Raw genomic sequence first — 16,699 nt, forward strand, 5'->3', positions numbered from 1 at the left:
ATCAAGACAGCAGCAGAGGAACGGAAACAGCCGGTCGATGCCCACCATCCAGCAGTTGGTCCGACGGGGCCGCGAGGACAAGGTCGAGAAGACCAAGACCGCGGCCCTCAAGGGGAGCCCGCAGCGCCGCGGCGTCTGCACGCGCGTCTACACCACCACGCCGAAGAAGCCGAACTCCGCGCTGCGCAAGGTCGCGCGCGTCCGGCTCTCGAACGGCATCGAGGTCACGGCCTACATCCCCGGTGAGGGCCACAACCTGCAGGAGCACTCGATCGTGCTCGTGCGCGGCGGTCGTGTGAAGGACCTGCCGGGCGTTCGCTACAAGATCATTCGCGGTGCGCTGGACACGCAGGCGGTCAAGAACCGCAAGCAGGCCCGCAGCCGTTACGGGACGAAGAAGGACAAGAGCTGACATGCCGCGCAAGGGACCCGCTCCGAAGCGTCCGCTCGTCGCCGACCCGGTCTACGGGTCGCCGCTGGTGACCCAGCTGGTGAACAAGGTGCTCGTGGACGGCAAGCGCTCGCTGGCCGAGCGCATCGTCTACGGCGCGATGGAGGGCTGCCGGGAGCGCAACGGCGCCGACCCGGTCGTCACGCTCAAGCGCGCGCTCGACAACGTGAAGCCGGCCCTCGAGGTCCGCAGCCGCCGCGTCGGTGGCGCGACCTACCAGGTGCCGATCGAGGTCCGGGCCGGTCGCTCGACCACGCTCGGCCTGCGCTGGCTGATCACGTACTCCCGGGCGCGCCGGGAGAAGACCATGATCGAGCGGCTCACCAACGAGCTGCTCGACGCCTCGAACGGCCTGGGCGCGAGCGTCAAGCGCCGCGAGGACACGCACAAGATGGCGGAGTCGAACAAGGCGTTCGCGCACTACCGCTGGTGATCGGGCGGGGCGCCCGGGTGCGAACCATCCGGGCCCCCCACCGATCGGGGAAGACCCGCCGCGGGACCCGCGGCGACGAACCGACGGGAAGAGGAATCTCGTGGCACGCGACGTGCTGACCGACCTGGGCAAGGTCCGCAACATCGGGATCATGGCCCACATCGACGCGGGCAAGACCACCACGACCGAGCGCGTCCTGTTCTACACCGGCATCAACTACAAGCTCGGTGAGGTCCACGACGGCGCGGCCACGATGGACTGGATGGAGGAGGAGCAGAAGCGCGGCATCACGATCACGTCCGCCGCGACGACCTGCTTCTGGAAAGACCACCAGATCAACATCATCGACACACCCGGTCACGTCGACTTCACGGTCGAGGTGGAGCGCTCCCTGCGCGTCCTGGACGGCGCGGTCGCCGTCTTCGACGGCAAGGAGGGCGTCGAGCCGCAGTCCGAGACGGTGTGGCGCCAGGCCGACACCTACAACGTCCCGCGCATCTGCTTCGTCAACAAGATGGACAAGCTCGGCGCGGACTTCTACTTCACCGTGCGGACCATCAAGGAGCGCCTCGGCGCGAAGCCGCTGGTCCTGCAGCTGCCGCTGGGGTCGGAGTCGGAGTTCTACGGCGTCATCGACCTGGTTCGCATGCGGGCGCTGACCTGGCGCGGCGAGGTCTCCAAGGGCGAGGACTACGCGATCGAGGAGATCCCGGCCGACCGCGCGGACGAGGTCGAGGAGTACCGCACCGCGCTGATCGAGTCGATCGCCGAGAACGACGAGGCGCTCATGGAGCGCTACTTCGCCGGCGAGGAGCTCACGGTCGAGGAGATCGAGCACGGCATCCGCGCCGTGACGGTCACCGGCGACTACTACCCGGTGCTCTGCGGGTCGGCGTTCAAGAACAAGGGCGTCCAGCCGATGCTCGACGCCGTCATCGCCTACCTCCCCGCGCCGACCGACGTCCCCGCGGTCAACGGCACGCTGCTCGACGGCGAGACGCCCGTCCAGCGCCACGCGACGACCGACGAGCCCTTCTCCGCGCTCGCGTTCAAGATCGCCGCGCACCCGTTCTACGGGAAGCTGACCTACGTCCGCGTGTACTCGGGCAAGCTCGCCCAGGGCACGCAGATCATCAACTCGACCAAGGACCGGAAGGAGCGCATCGGCAAGCTGCTGCAGATGCACTCCAACAAGGAGAACCCGGTCGACGAGGCCCGCGCCGGCCACATCTACGCGGTGGTGGGCCTGAAGGACACGACCACGGGTGACACCCTCTGCGACCCGCAGAACCCGGTGATCCTCGAGTCGATGACCTTCCCGGAGCCGGTCATCTCGGTGGCGGTCGAGCCGAAGTCGAAGGCCGACCAGGAGAAGCTGTCGACCGCGATCCAGCGCCTCGCCGACGAGGACCCGACGTTCCGGGTCAACCTCGACGAGGAGACCGGCCAGACGATCATCTCGGGGATGGGCGAGCTCCACCTCGAGGTGCTGGTCAACCGGATGAAGTCCGACTTCAAGGTCGAGGCCAACATCGGCAAGCCGCAGGTGGCCTACCGCGAGACCATCCGGAAGACGGTCGAGAAGTACGAGTACACGCACAAGAAGCAGACCGGTGGCTCGGGGCAGTTCGCCCGCGTCATCATCAAGCTCGAGCCGCTCGAGAAGACGGCCGACGGTCCGCTCTACGAGTTCGACAACAAGGTGACCGGTGGCCGTGTCCCGCGGGAGTACATCCCGTCCGTGGACGAGGGCGCCCAGGACGCGATGCAGTACGGCATCCTGGCCGGCTACCCGATCGTCGGGCTCAAGCTGACGCTGCTCGACGGGCAGTACCACGAGGTCGACTCGTCCGAGATGGCCTTCAAGGTGGCCGGTTCGATGGCGCTCAAGGAGGCCGCCCGCAAGGCCGACCCCGCGCTCCTCGAGCCGGTGATGGCGGTCGAGGTGAACACGCCCGAGGAGTACATGGGCGACGTCATCGGCGACCTCAACTCCCGCCGTGGCCAGATCCAGGCCATGGAGGAGCGGGCCGGCGGCCGCGTCGTGCGCGCGATCGTCCCGCTCTCGGAGATGTTCGGCTACGTCGGCGACCTGCGGTCGCGGACCCAGGGCCGGGCGAACTACTCCATGCAGTTCGAGTCCTACGCGGAGGTCCCGGCCAACGTGGCCAAGGAGATCATCGCCAAGGCGACCGGCGAGTGACGCCGGTCCGCGCCCCGGGTGTCGGCCCGGATGGCGGACCACGTCACGGGCCGACACGAGGCCTTCGCTAGCCTCGTGTCGGCCCTCTCGGTCCTCCGAGACACGGCAGGACCCACACCGACGAGCACCATCCGGCCCGCCCCACCACCAGGGGCAGGCCGGGAGAACAGAAGTCCAGGAGGACGAGAGCAGTGGCGAAGGCCAAGTTCGAGCGGAACAAGCCGCACGTCAACATCGGCACGATCGGTCATATCGACCACGGGAAGACGACGCTCACCGCGGCGATCACCAAGGTGCTGCACGACAAGTTCCCGGACCTCAACCAGGCCTCGGCGTTCGACATGATCGACAAGGCCCCCGAGGAGCGGCAGCGCGGCATCACGATCTCGATCGCGCACGTCGAGTACCAGACCGAGAAGCGCCACTACGCGCACGTCGACTGCCCCGGGCACGCCGACTACGTGAAGAACATGATCACCGGTGCCGCCCAGATGGACGGCGCCATCCTCGTGGTGGCCGCCACCGACGGCCCCATGCCGCAGACCCGCGAGCACGTGCTGCTCGCCCGCCAGGTCGGCGTGCCCTACATCGTGGTGGCGCTGAACAAGGCGGACATGGTCGACGACGAGGAGATCATGGAGCTCGTCGAGATGGAGGTCCGCGAGCTGCTGAGCTCGCAGGACTTCCCCGGCGACGACCTCCCCGTGGTCCGCGTCTCCGCGCTCAAGGCGCTCGAGGGTGACGCCGAGTGGGCCAACGCGATCGTGTCGCTGATGGACGCGGTCGACGACAACATCCCGTCGCCGGAGCGTGACACCGACAAGCCGTTCCTCATGCCCGTCGAGGACGTCTTCACCATCACCGGTCGCGGCACCGTCGTCACCGGGCGCGTCGAGCGCGGCATCGTCAAGGTGAACGAGGAGGTGGAGATCATCGGCATCCGCGCGAAGTCGACGAAGACCACCACCACGGGCATCGAGATGTTCCGCAAGCTGCTCGACGAGGGTCGCGCCGGCGACAACGTCGGCCTGCTCCTGCGCGGCATCAAGCGCGAGGACGTCGAGCGCGGCATGGTCATCGGCAAGCCCGGCTCGATCACCCCGCACACCGAGTTCGAGGGCCAGGTCTACATCCTGGGCAAGGACGAGGGCGGACGGCACACGCCGTTCTTCAACAACTACCGCCCGCAGTTCTACTTCCGGACCACCGACGTCACCGGCGTCGTGACGCTCCCGGAGGGCACCGAGATGGTGATGCCCGGGGACAACACGGAGATGTCCGTGCAGCTGATCCAGCCGATCGCCATGGAGGAGGGCCTCCAGTTCGCCATCCGTGAGGGTGGCCGGACGGTCGGCGCCGGTCAGGTCACGAAGATCAACAAGTAGGTCACCAGGGACCCCGGTGCGAGGCCGCGGAAGCGGTCGTGCGACACTGGTGTCCTAGCTCGCACGGGGCGGCCGGCTCATGCGGTATCGAGCCGGCCGCCCTGTTGTGAGCAGGGGTCCGTGAGCCACACCTCAGGGATCCGGGCCAACGGTCACGTGCCGGAGGTCCACCGTGCCGCCCCTGCGGGGTGCGGGACGAACACACGTTGAACAGCGCGGGGTCCGCGGGGCCGCCGGCGTGCGAGAGCACGCGGCGGAGCCTGCCGACGGATTCGACACGCCCGACCGCGTGGACCGGAGACGGTCCTGCGGGGGCAGGGGTCCGGCCGGCACGAGCACCGGGGGCGTCTCGAAGGACGCGAAGCGGAGCCGGAGCATCGGCACCGTCTGGCCAACCACCGGGGGTGCACATCTCCGGCGGGACGAGAAGAGGAACGGCAAAGCCACCATGGCGGGACAGAAGATCCGCATCCGGCTCAAGGCCTACGACCACGAAGCGATCGACGCGTCGGCTCGGAAGATCGTCGAGACCGTGACGCGTACCGGCGCCTCCGTGGTCGGGCCCGTGCCGCTGCCCACCGAGAAGAACGTGTACTGCGTCATCCGCTCGCCGCACAAGTACAAGGACTCGCGCGAGCACTTCGAGATGCGCACGCACAAGCGACTGATCGACATCGTCGACCCGACGCCGAAGACGGTGGATGCGCTCATGCGCATCGACCTGCCGGCGAGCGTCGACGTGAACATCCAGTGAGGTCGGAGATGACTGCAGCACACTCCCCGGCCAAGCCGGAGCGGAAGATGAGCGGCGTCCTCGGCACCAAGGTCGGCATGACCCAGGTCTTCGACGAGGCCAACCGCGTCGTCCCCGTGACCGTCGTCAAGGCCGGCCCCTGCGTCGTGACGCAGGTGCGGACGCCGTCGGTCGACGGCTACAACGCCGTCCAGATCGCCTACGGCGCGATCGACCCGCGCAAGGTGAACAAGCCCGAGACGGGCCACTTCTCCAAGGCCGGTGTCACCCCGCGCCGTCACCTCGCCGAGCTCCGCACGAGCGACGCGGGCGACTACGAGGTCGGCCAGGAGGTCACCGCGGAGACGTTCGCCGCCGGCAACGTCGTGGACGTCTCGGGCACCAGCAAGGGCAAGGGCACCGCCGGTGTCATGAAGCGCCACGGCTTCGGCGGCCTCGGGGCCAGCCACGGCACGCAGCGCAAGCACCGCTCGCCCGGCTCCATCGGCGGCTGCGCCACCCCGGCGCGCGTCTTCAAGGGCACGCGCATGGCCGGCCGGATGGGCAACGTCAAGACCACCACCCAGAACCTGACCGTGCACGGCGTCGACGCCGAGTCGGGCCTGCTGCTCATCCGCGGCGCCGTTCCGGGCCCGCGCGGCGGCCTCGTCCTCGTGACCACGGCCGCGAAGGTCGATCCCGCGAAGGGCGGTGCTGACCAGTGACTTCCGCAGTGTCCACAGCGACCACCACGTCACGCCGCAGCGGCTACACGGCCGGTGAGGCCCGCCGCCTCGCGCGCCGCGACGCCCACGCGCAGGCCGCGGGCGAGACCCGCACGGTGTCGGTGCACACGCCGACCGGCGGCACCGACGGCACCGCGGAGCTCCCCGGGGAGCTGTTCGACGCCCCGGCGAGCACCGCGCTCATGCACCAGGTCGTCACCGCGCAGCTCGCGGCGGCCCGCCAGGGCACGCACGACACCAAGACGCGCGGCGAGGTCCGGGGCGGCGGCAAGAAGCCGTACCGCCAGAAGGGCACCGGTCGCGCCCGCCAGGGCTCGGTGCGCGCCCCGCAGTTCGCCGGCGGCGGCACGGTCCACGGGCCGACGCCCCGCGACTACGACCAGCGGACCCCGAAGAAGATGAAGGCGGCGGCCCTGCGCGGTGCGCTGTCGGACCGCGCCCGCCACGAGCGCATCCACGTCTTCTCCGCGCTGGTCGACGGCGACGCCCCGTCCACCAAGGGCGCGCGCACCGCGCTCGAGGGCGTCGTGACGCCGAGCCGTGAGCACCGCCTGGTCCTCGCGGTCATCGCCCGCGACGACGAGGCCGGGCGCCGCAGCGTGGCCAACCTGCCGGCGGTCCACCAGATCACGCCGGACCAGCTGAACACCTACGACGTCCTGCGCGCCGACGACGTGGTCTTCACGACCGCGGCGCTCGAGGCGTTCGTGAACCGCGCGGCGGAGCGGAGCCGGTCCGAGACCGCCGCCCGCACCTCGGGCGGACAGGAGGCCGAGAAGTGATCGCCGACCCGCGAGACGTGATCATCGCGCCGGTCATCTCCGAGAAGAGCTACGGGCTCCTCGAGGAGCGCCAGTACACGTTCCTGGTGCGCCCGGACGCGAACAAGACGCAGATCAAGATCGCCGTCCAGGAGATCTTCGACGTGCAGGTCGCCAGCGTGAACACGTTGAACCGCGAGGGCAAGCGCAAGCGCTCCCGCCGCGGCTTCGGCAAGCGCAAGGACACCAAGCGCGCGGTCGTGACGGTGACGCCCGAGAGCCGGACCATCGACGTGTTCGGCGCGCCCGGGGCAGGGAGCTGACCAATGGGAATCCGTAGGTACAAGCCGACGACCTCCGGGCGGCGCGGCGCGAGCGTCTCGGACTTCGCCGAGATCACGCGCGACCACCCGGAGAAGTCGCTGATCCGCCCGCTGCACAACAAGGGCGGCCGCAACGTCACCGGGCGCATCACCACCCGGCACCAGGGCGGCGGCCACAAGCGGGCCTACCGGCTGATCGACTTCCGCCGGAACGACAAGGACGGCGTGCCGGCCAAGGTCGCTCACATCGAGTACGACCCGAACCGCAGCGCCCGCATCGCCCTGCTGCACTACGCCGACGGCGAGAAGCGCTACATCATCGCGCCGGAGCGCCTGAACCAGGGCGACACGGTCGAGGCCGGCCCCAGGGCCGACATCAAGCCGGGCAACAACCTGCCGATGCGCAACATCCCCACCGGCACGGTGATCCACGCGATCGAGCTCCGCCCCGGCGGCGGCGCGAAGATCGCCCGCTCGGCCGGCGCCCGCGTCCAGCTGGTCGCGAAGGACGGGCCGTACGCCCAGCTGCGGATGCCCTCGGGCGAGATCCGCAACGTCGACGTCCGCTGCCGCGCCAGCATCGGCGAGGTCGGCAACGCCGAGCACTCGAACATCAACTGGGGCAAGGCGGGCCGCAACCGCTGGCGGGGCAAGCGCCCCACCGTCCGCGGTGTCGTCATGAACCCGGTCGACCACCCGCACGGCGGCGGTGAGGGCAAGACCTCGGGTGGACGCCACCCGGTCAACCCCGCCGGTACGCCGGAGGGCCGCACCCGAGGCCGGAAGGAGAGCGACCGCCTCATCGTGCGTCGCCGCCGCACCGGCAAGGGCAAGAAGAAGCGCTGACGAGAGCAGGAGGGAGCGAAGCGATGCCACGCAGTCTCAAGAAGGGCCCGTTCGTCGACGACCACCTGCTCAAGAAGGTGGACGCGCTCAACGAGGCCAACCGCAAGACCGTCATCCGGACCTGGTCCCGGCGGTCGACGATCATCCCGGACATGATCGGCCACACGCTGGCCGTCCACGACGGGCGCAAGCACGTCCCGGTGTTCGTCTCGGAGTCCATGGTCGGGCACAAGCTCGGCGAGTTCGCCCCGACCCGCACGTTCCGCGGGCACGTCAAGGAGGACCGCCGCTCCCGTCGTCGCTAGTCGACGACGCGGAGCGCGGGACCCCCAATGGCCCGAGACAAGGAAGGTACGTCCCAGATGGCTGCACCAGCCGACACCGACACGGCCCCCCGCGGTGCCGTGGCGCGGGCGCGCTACGTGCGCATGTCGCCGATGAAGGTCCGCCGCGTGGTGGACCTCGTCCGCGGGATGCCGGTCGGCCAGGCCGCGTCGGTGCTCCAGTTCGCCCAGCAGAAGGCGGCCGGCCCGGTGGCCAAGGTCGTCGCGAGCGCGGTGGCCAACGCCGAGAACAACGTCGACCTGGACCCGAACGACCTGGTGATCTCGACGATCACCGTCGACGAGGGTCCGACCATGAAGCGGTTCCAGCCCCGCGCGCAGGGCCGGGCCTACCGCATCCGGAAGCGGACCAGCCATATCTACGTCGAGGTGACCGAGGTGGCCCCGGCGCAGGGCGGCCGAACGCGTGCGAAGAGGAGTGGCCGCTGATGGGCCAGAAGATCAACCCGCACGGCTTCCGCCTCGGTATCACCACCGACTGGAAGTCGCGCTGGTACGCCGACAAGCAGTACGCGGACTACGTCGCCGAGGACGTCAAGATCCGTCGCATGCTCTCCAAGGGCATGGAGCGCGCCGGGATCTCCAAGGTCGAGATCGAGCGCACCCGCGACCGCGTCCGCGTCGACATCCACACCGCGCGCCCCGGCATCGTCATCGGCCGCCGCGGCGCCGAGGCCGACCGCCTGCGGGGCAACCTCGAGAAGCTGACCGGCAAGCAGGTCCAGCTGAACATCCTCGAGGTCAAGGGCGCCGAGGCGGACGCGCAGCTCGTCGCGCAGGGCGTGGCCGAGCAGCTGTCCAACCGCGTGTCGTTCCGCCGCGCGATGCGCAAGGCCATGCAGTCGGCCATGCGCTCGCCGGGCGTCAAGGGCATCCGGGTGCAGTGCTCCGGCCGGCTCGGTGGCGCCGAGATGTCGCGCTCGGAGTTCTACCGCGAGGGCCGCGTGCCCCTGCACACGCTCCGCGCCGAGATCGACTACGGCCTGTTCGAGGCCCGGACCAACTTCGGCCGCATCGGCGTGAAGGTCTGGATCTACAAGGGCGACGTCGTCGGCGGGAAGCGCGAGTCGGAGCGCCAGGCCGCGCTCGACGCCGCGACCCGTGACCCTCGCGGCGGTCGTGGCGGCCGCGGTGGCGGCGGTGGCGGCGGTGACCGTCCGCGCGGTCGCCGGTCGGGCTCGTCGGGCACGACCGGGACGAGCACCGAGGCCGGGCGCGCCGCAGCCGAGCAGGCCGCCGCGGGTGCCAGCACGGGCGGCGCGCCGGCCGGTGCCGCCCCCGAGGCCACCACGCAGACGGAGTCCTGACCCATGCTGATCCCCCGCAAGGTCAAGTACCGCAAGCAGCACCGCCCGGACCGGACGGGCGCCGCCAAGGGCGGCACCCAGATGTCCTTCGGTGACTACGGCATCCAGGCCCTGGAGCACGCCTACGTCACCAACCGGCAGATCGAGTCCGCCCGTATCGCCATCACGCGGCACATCCGTCGTGGCGGCAAGGTGTGGATCAACATCTTCCCGGATCGGCCGCTGACCAAGAAGCCGGCCGAGACCCGCATGGGTTCCGGTAAGGGCTCGCCCGAGAAGTGGGTCGCGAACGTGAAGCCGGGCCGGGTCATGTTCGAGATGAGCTACCCGAACGAGGCGACGGCCCGCGAGGCCCTGCGCCGCGCGCAGCACAAGCTGCCGATGCGCTGCCGCATCGTGAGCCGTGAGGAGACCTTCTGATGGCCGCCGGAACCCCCGCCAGCGAGCTGCGGGAGCTCACCGCCGAGGAGCTCGTCGCCCGCGCCCACGAGGCCAAGGCCGAGCTGTTCAACCTGCGCTTCCAGATGGCGACCGGGCAGCTGGACAACAACCGTCGACTGCGGACCGTGCGTCACGACATCGCGCGCATCTACACGGTGATGCGCGAGCGCGAGCTCGGCCTGTCGGTCAGCCCCGATGAAGGATCTGGCTCCGATGAAGGATCTGGCTCCGATGAGGAGGGAGCGGCATGAGCCTGCCCCAGGAATCCACTCCGTCCAGCTCGGGGGCGACCGCCCCGGAGCGTGACGAGCAGGAGCAGGTCCGCGCCGAGCGCAAGCAGGGCGAGAACGCCCAGCAGAGCCCGGCTGAGGCCCGCAACGACGACCGCGGTCTGCGCAAGGTGCGTGAGGGCCTGGTCGTGTCGGACAAGATGGCCAAGACCATCGTCGTCAGCCTCGAGGACCGGGTGAAGCACCCGCGCTACTCGAAGGTCATCCGGCGCACGAAGAAGGTCAAGGCGCACGACGAGAACAACACCGCCGGCCCCGGCGACCGCGTCCTCCTCATGGAGACCCGGCCGCTGTCGGCCACGAAGCGCTGGCGTCTCGTCGAGATTCTCGAGAAGGCGAAGTGAGCCCTAGAAACCGTTCGCTGGTGCGGGCAGGTCAGGAGAAGAAGTGATTCAGCAGGAGTCGCGGCTGCGGGTCGCCGACAACACCGGAGCACGGGAAATCCTGTGCATCCGCGTGCTCGGCGGATCCTCGCGCCGCTACGCGGGCATCGGCGACGTCATCGTCGCGACCGTCAAGGAGGCCATCCCGGCCTCCGGCGTGAAGCGCGGTGACGTGGTCAAGGCCGTCGTCGTGCGCACCCGCAAGGAGAAGCGCCGCCCGGACGGCTCGTACATCAAGTTCGACGAGAACGCCGCTGTGATCATCAAGAACGACCGTGAGCCTCGCGGGACCCGCATCTTCGGCCCGGTGGGCCGCGAGCTGCGCGACAAGAGGTTCATGCGGATCATCTCGCTCGCGCCGGAGGTGCTGTAGCAGATGAAGGTCAAGAAGGGCGACACGGTCGTCGTCATCGCCGGCAAGGACAAGGGCGCCAAGGGCAAGGTCATCAAGGCCTTCCCCGACCGCGACAAGGTCCTCGTCGAGGGCGTCGGCCGGGTCAAGAAGCACACGGCCCAGTCCGCCAACCAGCGCGGTGCCCAGAGCGGCGGGATCGTCACGCAGGAGGCGCCCATCCACGTCTCGAACGTGATGGTCGTCGACGCCGACGGCGAGCCGACGCGCGTCGGCACGCGTGAAGGCGGCGAGGGCGAGCAGAAGCGCGTGCGCATCTCGCGCCGCAGCGGGAAGGATCTCTCGTGACCAGCCCAGGAACTGTCGAGGCAGCTCCCGAGACGACCCGTCCGCGGCTGCAGCAGCGATACCAGGACGCGATCAAGCCGGCGCTGACCGAGGAGTTCGGGTACGCGAACCCGATGCTCATCCCCGGCGTCGTCAAGGTCGTCGTCAACATGGGCGTCGGCGAGGCCGCGCGCGACTCGAAGCTGATGGAGGGCGCGGTCCGCGACCTCACCCTCATCGCCGGTCAGAAGCCGGAGATCCGCAAGGCCCGCAAGTCGATCGCGCAGTTCAAGCTGCGCGAGGGCATGCCGATCGGCGCCCGCGCGACCCTGCGGGGTGCGCGCATGTGGGAGTTCCTGGACCGGCTGCTGACCATCGGTCTGCCGCGCATCCGTGACTTCCGCGGCCTGTCGCCGAAGCAGTTCGACGGGTCCGGCAACTACACGTTCGGTCTCTCGGACCAGAGCATGTTCCACGAGATCGACCAGGACTCGATCGACCGGCCGCGGGGGATGGACATCACCGTGGTCACCTCCGCGACGACCGACGAGGAGGGCCGGGCGCTGCTCCGTCAGCTCGGCTTCCCGTTCAGGGAGAACTGAGATGGCGAAGAAGGCACTGGTCAACAAGGCCGCACGCAAGCCGAAGTTCGCGGTGCGCGGGTACACGCGCTGCAACCGCTGCGGGCGCGCCCGCGCGGTCCTGCGGAAGTTCGGGCTCTGCCGGGTCTGCCTGCGCGAGATGGCGCACCGGGGCGAGCTCCCGGGCGTGAGCAAGGCTTCCTGGTGAGCGCGGCGAACACCCCGGCGACCAGCTCCGAGCTCCCCGAGGTGCCGAGCGAGGGGCTCATCGCCCCCGAGCTCCTACGCCTCATCCAGCGCGTCGCCCACCGCGAGCACCTGCTCGACGGCACGGCCGACGTCCACGGGCAGCCACGCATCCGTACCACCGCTGACAGCAGCTCCACACGCCGCAGGCCCGCCATCGGGAGCGCCCGCACGCGCGCCACCCGGGGAACCACGGCGAGGAAGGTGACCTGGTCATGACGATGACCGACCCGATCGCGGACATGCTGACGCGCATCCGCAACGCCAACTCGGCGTTCCACGAGAGCGCGACCATGCCGCACAGCAAGCTCAAGGCCCACGTGGCGCAGGTCCTGCTCGACCAGGGCTACATCGCCGGCTTCCGCACCGAGGACGCGACCGTGGGCAAGTCCCTCGTGGTCGACCTCAAGTACGGGCCGAACCGCGAGCGCAGCATCGCCGGCATCAAGCGGGTCTCGAAGCCCGGCCTGCGCATCTACGCGAAGTCGAACGAGCTCCCCCGGGTGCTCGGCGGCCTCGGCGTCGCGATCATCTCGACGTCGTCCGGGCTCCTGACCGACCGGCAGGCCCACCAGCGACGGATGGGCGGGGAAGTCCTCGCCTTCGTCTGGTAGCGGGAAGGGGAACCGAACCATGTCACGCATCGGCAAGGCCCCGATCACCGTGCCGTCGGGCGTCGACGTCACCGTCGACGGGCAGAACGTCACGGTCAAGGGCCCCAAGGGCACCCTGAGCCACCAGGTCGACGAGCCCATCAGGGTCTCGCTCGACGACGGTGTGCTCTCGGTCGCGCGCCCCGACGACGAGCGGGAGAGCCGCGCGCTGCACGGCCTGTCGCGCTCGCTGCTCAACAACCTGGTGCAGGGCGTCTCGCAGGGCTACGAGCGCAAGCTCGAGATCCACGGCGTCGGCTACCGCGTGCAGCTGCGGGGCTCGGACCTCGAGTTCGCGCTCGGCTTCAGCCACCCGGTGAAGATCACCCCGCCGGACGGCATCACGTTCGCGGTCGAGAGCCCGACCCGGTTCTCGGTCCAGGGCATCGACAAGCAGCTGGTCGGCCAGGTGGCCGCCAACATCCGGTGGCTGCGCCGCCCCGACCCCTACAAGGGCAAGGGCGTCCGCTACGCCGGCGAGCAGATCCGCCGCAAGGTCGGGAAGACGGGCAAGTGATGGCAGAGAACGCGACCACCACCAAGGCCCGGGGCCACCTGGGCAAGAACGTCTCGGAGACGCGCCGCTCGGGTCGCACCCGGCGTCACGTGCGGCTGCGCAAGAAGATCGCCGGCACGCCGTCGCGTCCCCGCCTGGTCGTCACCCGCTCCACGCGGCACATCACCGCGCAGGTCGTCGACGACATCGCCGGCCACACGCTCGCGCACGCCTCCACCCTGGAGGCCGACGTCCGCGGGCTGGAGGGCGACAAGAAGGCCCAGGCCGCGAAGGTCGGGGAGCTGGTCGCCTCCCGCGCCAAGGAGCAGGGCATCGACGCGGTCGTGTTCGACCGCGGCGGTCGCCGGTACCACGGCCGCATCGCGCAGCTCGCGGATGCGGCCCGCGAAGGGGGCCTGCAGTTCTGATGGGAGACATCGAGAGCAGCACGCCCACAGGGAAGCGGAGCTCCGCCCGTCGGGACCGCACCCCCATGATCGACACGAACGGAAGGAACGCCTGATGCCGGGACGCACACGGCGCGACGGGCCCGCGGGCTCGGGCGCACAGGGCGGCGAGCGTCAGGGCGGCAGCGCCGGTCGCGACCGCCAGCAGGGCGGCCGCGACCGCGGGCAGGACCGCACCCCGCACCTCGAGCGCGTCGTCGCCATCAACCGCGTGGCCAAGGTCGTCAAGGGCGGCCGCCGCTTCAGCTTCACCGCCCTGGTCGTCGTCGGTGACGGCGACGGGATGGTCGGTGTCGGCTACGGCAAGGCCAAGGAGGTGCCGGCCGCGATCGCCAAGGGCGTGGAGGAGGCGAAGAAGAACTTCTTCCGCGTCCCCCGGGTCGGCGGCACCATCACCCACCCCGTGCAGGGCGAGGAGGCCGCCGGCGTGGTCCTGCTGCGTCCGGCCAGCCCCGGTACCGGTGTCATCGCCGGTGGCCCGGTGCGCGCGGTGCTGGAGTGCGCGGGGATCGCCGACGTGCTGTCCAAGTCGCTGGGCAGCCAGAACGCGATCAACATCGTGCACGCCACGGTCGCGGCGCTGAAGGGCCTGCAGGTCCCCGAGGCCGTCGCCGCCCGCCGCGGGCTGCCCCTCGAGGACGTGGCGCCGGCGCGCATGCTGCGCGCCCGCGCCGGACAGGGGGCCTGACAGTGGCGGAGAAGAAGGCCGACCTCAAGGTCACGCAGACCCGCTCCGAGATCGGCGGCAAGCGCAACCAGCGCGAGTCCCTGCGCACGCTGGGGCTGCGGCGCATCGGCGCGACCGTCGTCCGCCCCGACACGCCCCAGAACCGGGGCCTGATCCACACCGTCCGTCACCTCGTGACGGTCGAGGAGGTGTGACCGATGGGTGAGTCCCCCATCAAGCTGCACCACCTGCGGCCGGCGCCCGGGGCCAAGACCGAGAAGACCCGCGTGGGTCGCGGTGAGGCCTCCAAGGGCAAGACCGCCGGTCGCGGCACCAAGGGCACCGGCGCCCGCAAGAACGTCCCCGCGACGTTCGAGGGTGGCCAGATGCCGCTGCAGATGCGCCTGCCGAAGCTCAAGGGCTTCCGCAACCGCAACAAGGTGTACGCGCAGGTCGTCAACGTCGGCGACCTGGCCCGCCTGTTCCCGGACGGCGGCGAGGTCGGTCCGGCCGAGCTCGTGGCCGCCGGCGCCGTGCGTCCGGGGCACCCGATCAAGGTGCTCGGGACCGGCGAGGTCGGATCGGTGACGCTGCGCGTCAGCGCGCACGCGTTCTCCGGGTCGGCGAGCGAGAAGCTCTCCGCCGCGGGCGGCAGCGCGACCGTCGTCGAGTAAGTCCGCGACAGGCTTCCACCGGCCCCGTGACCCCCCTCCGTTCGTGCGGAGGAGCGGGCCGGGGTCGGTGGTGCTTGCCCGTGTAGTCTCGCCCCGGGCCGGCGCGACCGGTCCGGTCCGGCCCCGGCGCACCGTGCGAGCGGCGCGCGGTCGGTGACCACCGGCCCGCGCGGCCCCGAACCCCAACGAGCCCGCGGTGTGGCCGAACGACATCTGGAGGTCCGAGTGCTCGGCGCCGTGCGGTCAGCCCTGGCCACACCGGACCTGCGCAAGAAGATCCTGTTCACCCTGGGCATCGTCGCCGTCTACCGCCTCGGGGCCACGCTCCCGGCGCCCGGCGTCTCCTACACCAACGTCCAGGAGTGCTTGCGTCAGGTCCAGGGCAGTGACGCCGCGAGCGTCTACTCGCTGATCAACCTGTTCTCCGGCGGGGCGCTGCTCCAGCTGTCGATCTTCGCGCTGGGCATCATGCCGTACATCACGGCGAGCATCATCGTCCAGCTGCTGACGGTCGTGATCCCCCGCTTCGAGCAGCTGAAGAAGGAGGGGCAGAGCGGTCAGAGCAAGCTGACGCAGTACACGCGCTACTTGACCATCGCCCTCGCGGTCCTGCAGTCGACCGGCATCGTCGCCCTGGCCGACCGCAACCAGCTCTTCCAGGACTGTGACCCGTCGCAGTTCCCGATCCTGCCGAACGCCGACATCTTCGACCTCGCGGTCATCGTCATCGTCATGACGGCGGGCACCGCGGTCATCATGTGGTTCGGCGAGCTCGTCACCGAGCGCGGCGTCGGCAACGGCATGTCGCTGCTGATCTTCACCTCGATCGCCGCCCGCATCCCCGCCGAGGGCAACACGATCCTGCAGAACGCCGGCCCGCTGGCGTTCACCGTGGTCTGCGCGTTCGGCCTGGTCATCATCGCGAGCGTCGTGTTCGTCGAGCAGGGCCAGCGGCGCATCCCCGTGCAGTACGCGAAACGGATGGTCGGGCGCCGGATGTACGGCGGGACCTCGACCTATCTGCCGCTGAAGGTCAACCAGGCCGGTGTCATCCCGGTCATCTTCGGCTCGTCGTTGCTCTACCTGCCCGACCTGCTCTCACGGATCACGGGCAACCAGAACTCGGGCTTCTCGCGCTTCGTCCAGACGTACCTCGCGAACCAGTCCAACTGGCTGCACATCCTGCTGTACTTCGCCCTGATCATCTTCTTCACGTACTTCTACGTCTCGATCACGTTCAACACCGAGGAACGTGCCGACGAGATGAAGAAGTTCGGAGGGTTCATCCCGGGGATCCGTCCCGGGCGCCCCACGGCCGAGTACCTCAGCTACGTGCTGTCCCGGATCACATTGCCGGGATCCATCTATCTCGGCATCATCGCCGTCCTGCCGAACTTCTTCCTGGGCCTGACCGGTCAAGGACAGAACCAGAACTTCCCCTTCGGGGGCACGGCTGTTCTGATCATGGTGGGCGTCGGGTTGGACACGGTCAAGCAGATCGAGTCCCAGCTGATGCAGCGCAACTACGAGGGTTTCCTGCGCTGACCCGGGGCGGTCGGCGGCGGTCGGTGTTCACAGGGATGTCAGGCG

The 16,699-nt window shown here is 69.8% G+C and carries 27 protein-coding genes; all 27 read left to right on the plus strand.

Translation table 11 applies throughout. The features are described from left to right. The first annotated feature begins 37 nt into the window (after positions 1–37). The 27 genes from rpsL (at position 38) to secY (ending at position 16,654) form a co-directional block, all read left to right on the plus strand. Positions 38–412 carry a 30S ribosomal protein S12 gene (gene rpsL / locus AC2A1K_RS10330; RefSeq protein WP_116708457.1) on the plus strand — a complete coding sequence of 125 codons (375 nt, stop codon included), beginning with the start codon at positions 38–40 and terminating at the stop codon, positions 410–412. 1 nt (position 413) lies between these two features. After that, entirely contained in the window at positions 414–884 is a 471-nt protein-coding gene (rpsG, locus tag AC2A1K_RS10335; RefSeq protein WP_274200568.1) for a 30S ribosomal protein S7, read from the plus strand. A gap of 100 nt (positions 885–984) precedes the next feature. After that, positions 985–3,087: an elongation factor G gene (gene fusA, locus AC2A1K_RS10340; RefSeq protein WP_483896230.1), complete on the plus strand. Its 2,103-nt coding sequence runs from the start codon at positions 985–987 to the stop codon at positions 3,085–3,087. A 191-nt stretch (positions 3,088–3,278) separates the two neighbouring features. Further along, positions 3,279–4,472 (plus strand): elongation factor Tu, encoded by a 1,194-nt coding sequence (gene tuf / locus AC2A1K_RS10345; RefSeq protein WP_483896231.1) that lies wholly within the window; start codon positions 3,279–3,281, stop codon positions 4,470–4,472. Positions 4,473–4,920: 448 nt separating this feature from the next. Next, complete coding sequence (rpsJ, locus tag AC2A1K_RS10350) at positions 4,921–5,226, plus strand: 30S ribosomal protein S10 (RefSeq protein WP_018177839.1); 306 nt, start codon at positions 4,921–4,923, stop codon at positions 5,224–5,226. A 47-nt stretch (positions 5,227–5,273) separates the two neighbouring features. Then, positions 5,274–5,930 (plus strand): 50S ribosomal protein L3, encoded by a 657-nt coding sequence (rplC, locus tag AC2A1K_RS10355; RefSeq protein WP_483896365.1) that lies wholly within the window; start codon positions 5,274–5,276, stop codon positions 5,928–5,930. A 116-nt stretch (positions 5,931–6,046) separates the two neighbouring features. After that, positions 6,047–6,733 carry a 50S ribosomal protein L4 gene (gene rplD / locus AC2A1K_RS10360; protein ID WP_483896366.1) on the plus strand — a complete coding sequence of 229 codons (687 nt, stop codon included), beginning with the start codon at positions 6,047–6,049 and terminating at the stop codon, positions 6,731–6,733. After that, positions 6,730–7,035, plus strand: coding sequence for a 50S ribosomal protein L23 (rplW, locus tag AC2A1K_RS10365; protein WP_274200572.1), 306 nt, complete (start codon positions 6,730–6,732; stop codon positions 7,033–7,035). The genes rplD and rplW overlap by 4 nt, the downstream gene beginning before the upstream one ends. A gap of 3 nt (positions 7,036–7,038) precedes the next feature. Next, complete coding sequence (rplB, locus tag AC2A1K_RS10370; protein WP_483896232.1) at positions 7,039–7,881, plus strand: 50S ribosomal protein L2; 843 nt, start codon at positions 7,039–7,041, stop codon at positions 7,879–7,881. A 23-nt stretch (positions 7,882–7,904) separates the two neighbouring features. Then, positions 7,905–8,186 carry a 30S ribosomal protein S19 gene (gene rpsS / locus AC2A1K_RS10375; RefSeq protein WP_116708465.1) on the plus strand — a complete coding sequence of 94 codons (282 nt, stop codon included), beginning with the start codon at positions 7,905–7,907 and terminating at the stop codon, positions 8,184–8,186. 57 nt (positions 8,187–8,243) lie between these two features. Then, positions 8,244–8,654 (plus strand): 50S ribosomal protein L22, encoded by a 411-nt coding sequence (gene rplV, locus AC2A1K_RS10380; RefSeq protein WP_483896233.1) that lies wholly within the window; start codon positions 8,244–8,246, stop codon positions 8,652–8,654. Beyond that, on the plus strand, positions 8,654–9,532 hold the full coding sequence (gene rpsC / locus AC2A1K_RS10385) for a 30S ribosomal protein S3 (RefSeq protein WP_483896234.1): 879 nt from the start codon (positions 8,654–8,656) through the stop codon (positions 9,530–9,532). Before rplV ends, rpsC begins: the two co-directional genes overlap by 1 nt. A 3-nt stretch (positions 9,533–9,535) precedes the next feature. Further along, a complete protein-coding gene (gene rplP, locus AC2A1K_RS10390) occupies positions 9,536–9,952 on the plus strand; it encodes a 50S ribosomal protein L16 (protein WP_133829614.1) in 417 nt (138 codons plus the stop codon). Then, entirely contained in the window at positions 9,952–10,224 is a 273-nt protein-coding gene (gene rpmC / locus AC2A1K_RS10395; RefSeq protein ID WP_483896235.1) for a 50S ribosomal protein L29, read from the plus strand. Before rplP ends, rpmC begins: the two co-directional genes overlap by 1 nt. A gap of 140 nt (positions 10,225–10,364) precedes the next feature. Continuing rightward, positions 10,365–10,607, plus strand: a complete 243-nt coding sequence (rpsQ, locus tag AC2A1K_RS10400) for a 30S ribosomal protein S17 (RefSeq protein ID WP_274190952.1) — start codon at positions 10,365–10,367, stop codon at positions 10,605–10,607. A gap of 43 nt (positions 10,608–10,650) precedes the next feature. Further along, positions 10,651–11,019 (plus strand): 50S ribosomal protein L14, encoded by a 369-nt coding sequence (gene rplN / locus AC2A1K_RS10405; RefSeq protein WP_116708470.1) that lies wholly within the window; start codon positions 10,651–10,653, stop codon positions 11,017–11,019. Between the two features lie 3 nt (positions 11,020–11,022). Further along, positions 11,023–11,346 carry a 50S ribosomal protein L24 gene (gene rplX, locus AC2A1K_RS10410; protein WP_483896236.1) on the plus strand — a complete coding sequence of 108 codons (324 nt, stop codon included), beginning with the start codon at positions 11,023–11,025 and terminating at the stop codon, positions 11,344–11,346. Further along, the gene (gene rplE, locus AC2A1K_RS10415) at positions 11,343–11,927 is read left to right on the plus strand and encodes a 50S ribosomal protein L5 (protein ID WP_483896237.1); all 585 of its coding nucleotides are present in this window, start codon (positions 11,343–11,345) and stop codon (positions 11,925–11,927) included. Before rplX ends, rplE begins: the two co-directional genes overlap by 4 nt. A 1-nt stretch (position 11,928) precedes the next feature. Then, complete coding sequence (locus AC2A1K_RS10420; protein WP_116708473.1) at positions 11,929–12,114, plus strand: type Z 30S ribosomal protein S14; 186 nt, start codon at positions 11,929–11,931, stop codon at positions 12,112–12,114. Then, positions 12,111–12,371 carry a hypothetical protein gene (locus AC2A1K_RS10425; RefSeq protein WP_483896238.1) on the plus strand — a complete coding sequence of 87 codons (261 nt, stop codon included), beginning with the start codon at positions 12,111–12,113 and terminating at the stop codon, positions 12,369–12,371. The genes AC2A1K_RS10420 and AC2A1K_RS10425 overlap by 4 nt, the downstream gene beginning before the upstream one ends. Next, positions 12,368–12,766, plus strand: coding sequence for a 30S ribosomal protein S8 (gene rpsH / locus AC2A1K_RS10430; protein ID WP_337707398.1), 399 nt, complete (start codon positions 12,368–12,370; stop codon positions 12,764–12,766). The genes AC2A1K_RS10425 and rpsH overlap by 4 nt, the downstream gene beginning before the upstream one ends. Before the next feature lie 19 nt (positions 12,767–12,785). Further along, entirely contained in the window at positions 12,786–13,322 is a 537-nt protein-coding gene (gene rplF / locus AC2A1K_RS10435; RefSeq protein WP_483896239.1) for a 50S ribosomal protein L6, read from the plus strand. Then, a complete protein-coding gene (rplR, locus tag AC2A1K_RS10440; RefSeq protein ID WP_483896240.1) occupies positions 13,322–13,729 on the plus strand; it encodes a 50S ribosomal protein L18 in 408 nt (135 codons plus the stop codon). Before rplF ends, rplR begins: the two co-directional genes overlap by 1 nt. Positions 13,730–13,823: 94 nt before the next feature. After that, positions 13,824–14,456 carry a 30S ribosomal protein S5 gene (gene rpsE, locus AC2A1K_RS10445; protein ID WP_337707395.1) on the plus strand — a complete coding sequence of 211 codons (633 nt, stop codon included), beginning with the start codon at positions 13,824–13,826 and terminating at the stop codon, positions 14,454–14,456. 2 nt (positions 14,457–14,458) lie between these two features. Then, a complete protein-coding gene (rpmD, locus tag AC2A1K_RS10450; protein ID WP_483896241.1) occupies positions 14,459–14,650 on the plus strand; it encodes a 50S ribosomal protein L30 in 192 nt (63 codons plus the stop codon). A 3-nt stretch (positions 14,651–14,653) separates the two neighbouring features. Further along, the gene (rplO, locus tag AC2A1K_RS10455) at positions 14,654–15,109 is read left to right on the plus strand and encodes a 50S ribosomal protein L15 (RefSeq protein ID WP_483896242.1); all 456 of its coding nucleotides are present in this window, start codon (positions 14,654–14,656) and stop codon (positions 15,107–15,109) included. Between the two features lie 225 nt (positions 15,110–15,334). Next, entirely contained in the window at positions 15,335–16,654 is a 1,320-nt protein-coding gene (secY, locus tag AC2A1K_RS10460; protein ID WP_483896367.1) for a preprotein translocase subunit SecY, read from the plus strand. Positions 16,655–16,699 lie beyond the last annotated feature (45 nt).

It is taken from the genome of Actinomycetospora sp. 2LY8.5, assembly GCF_057180585.1.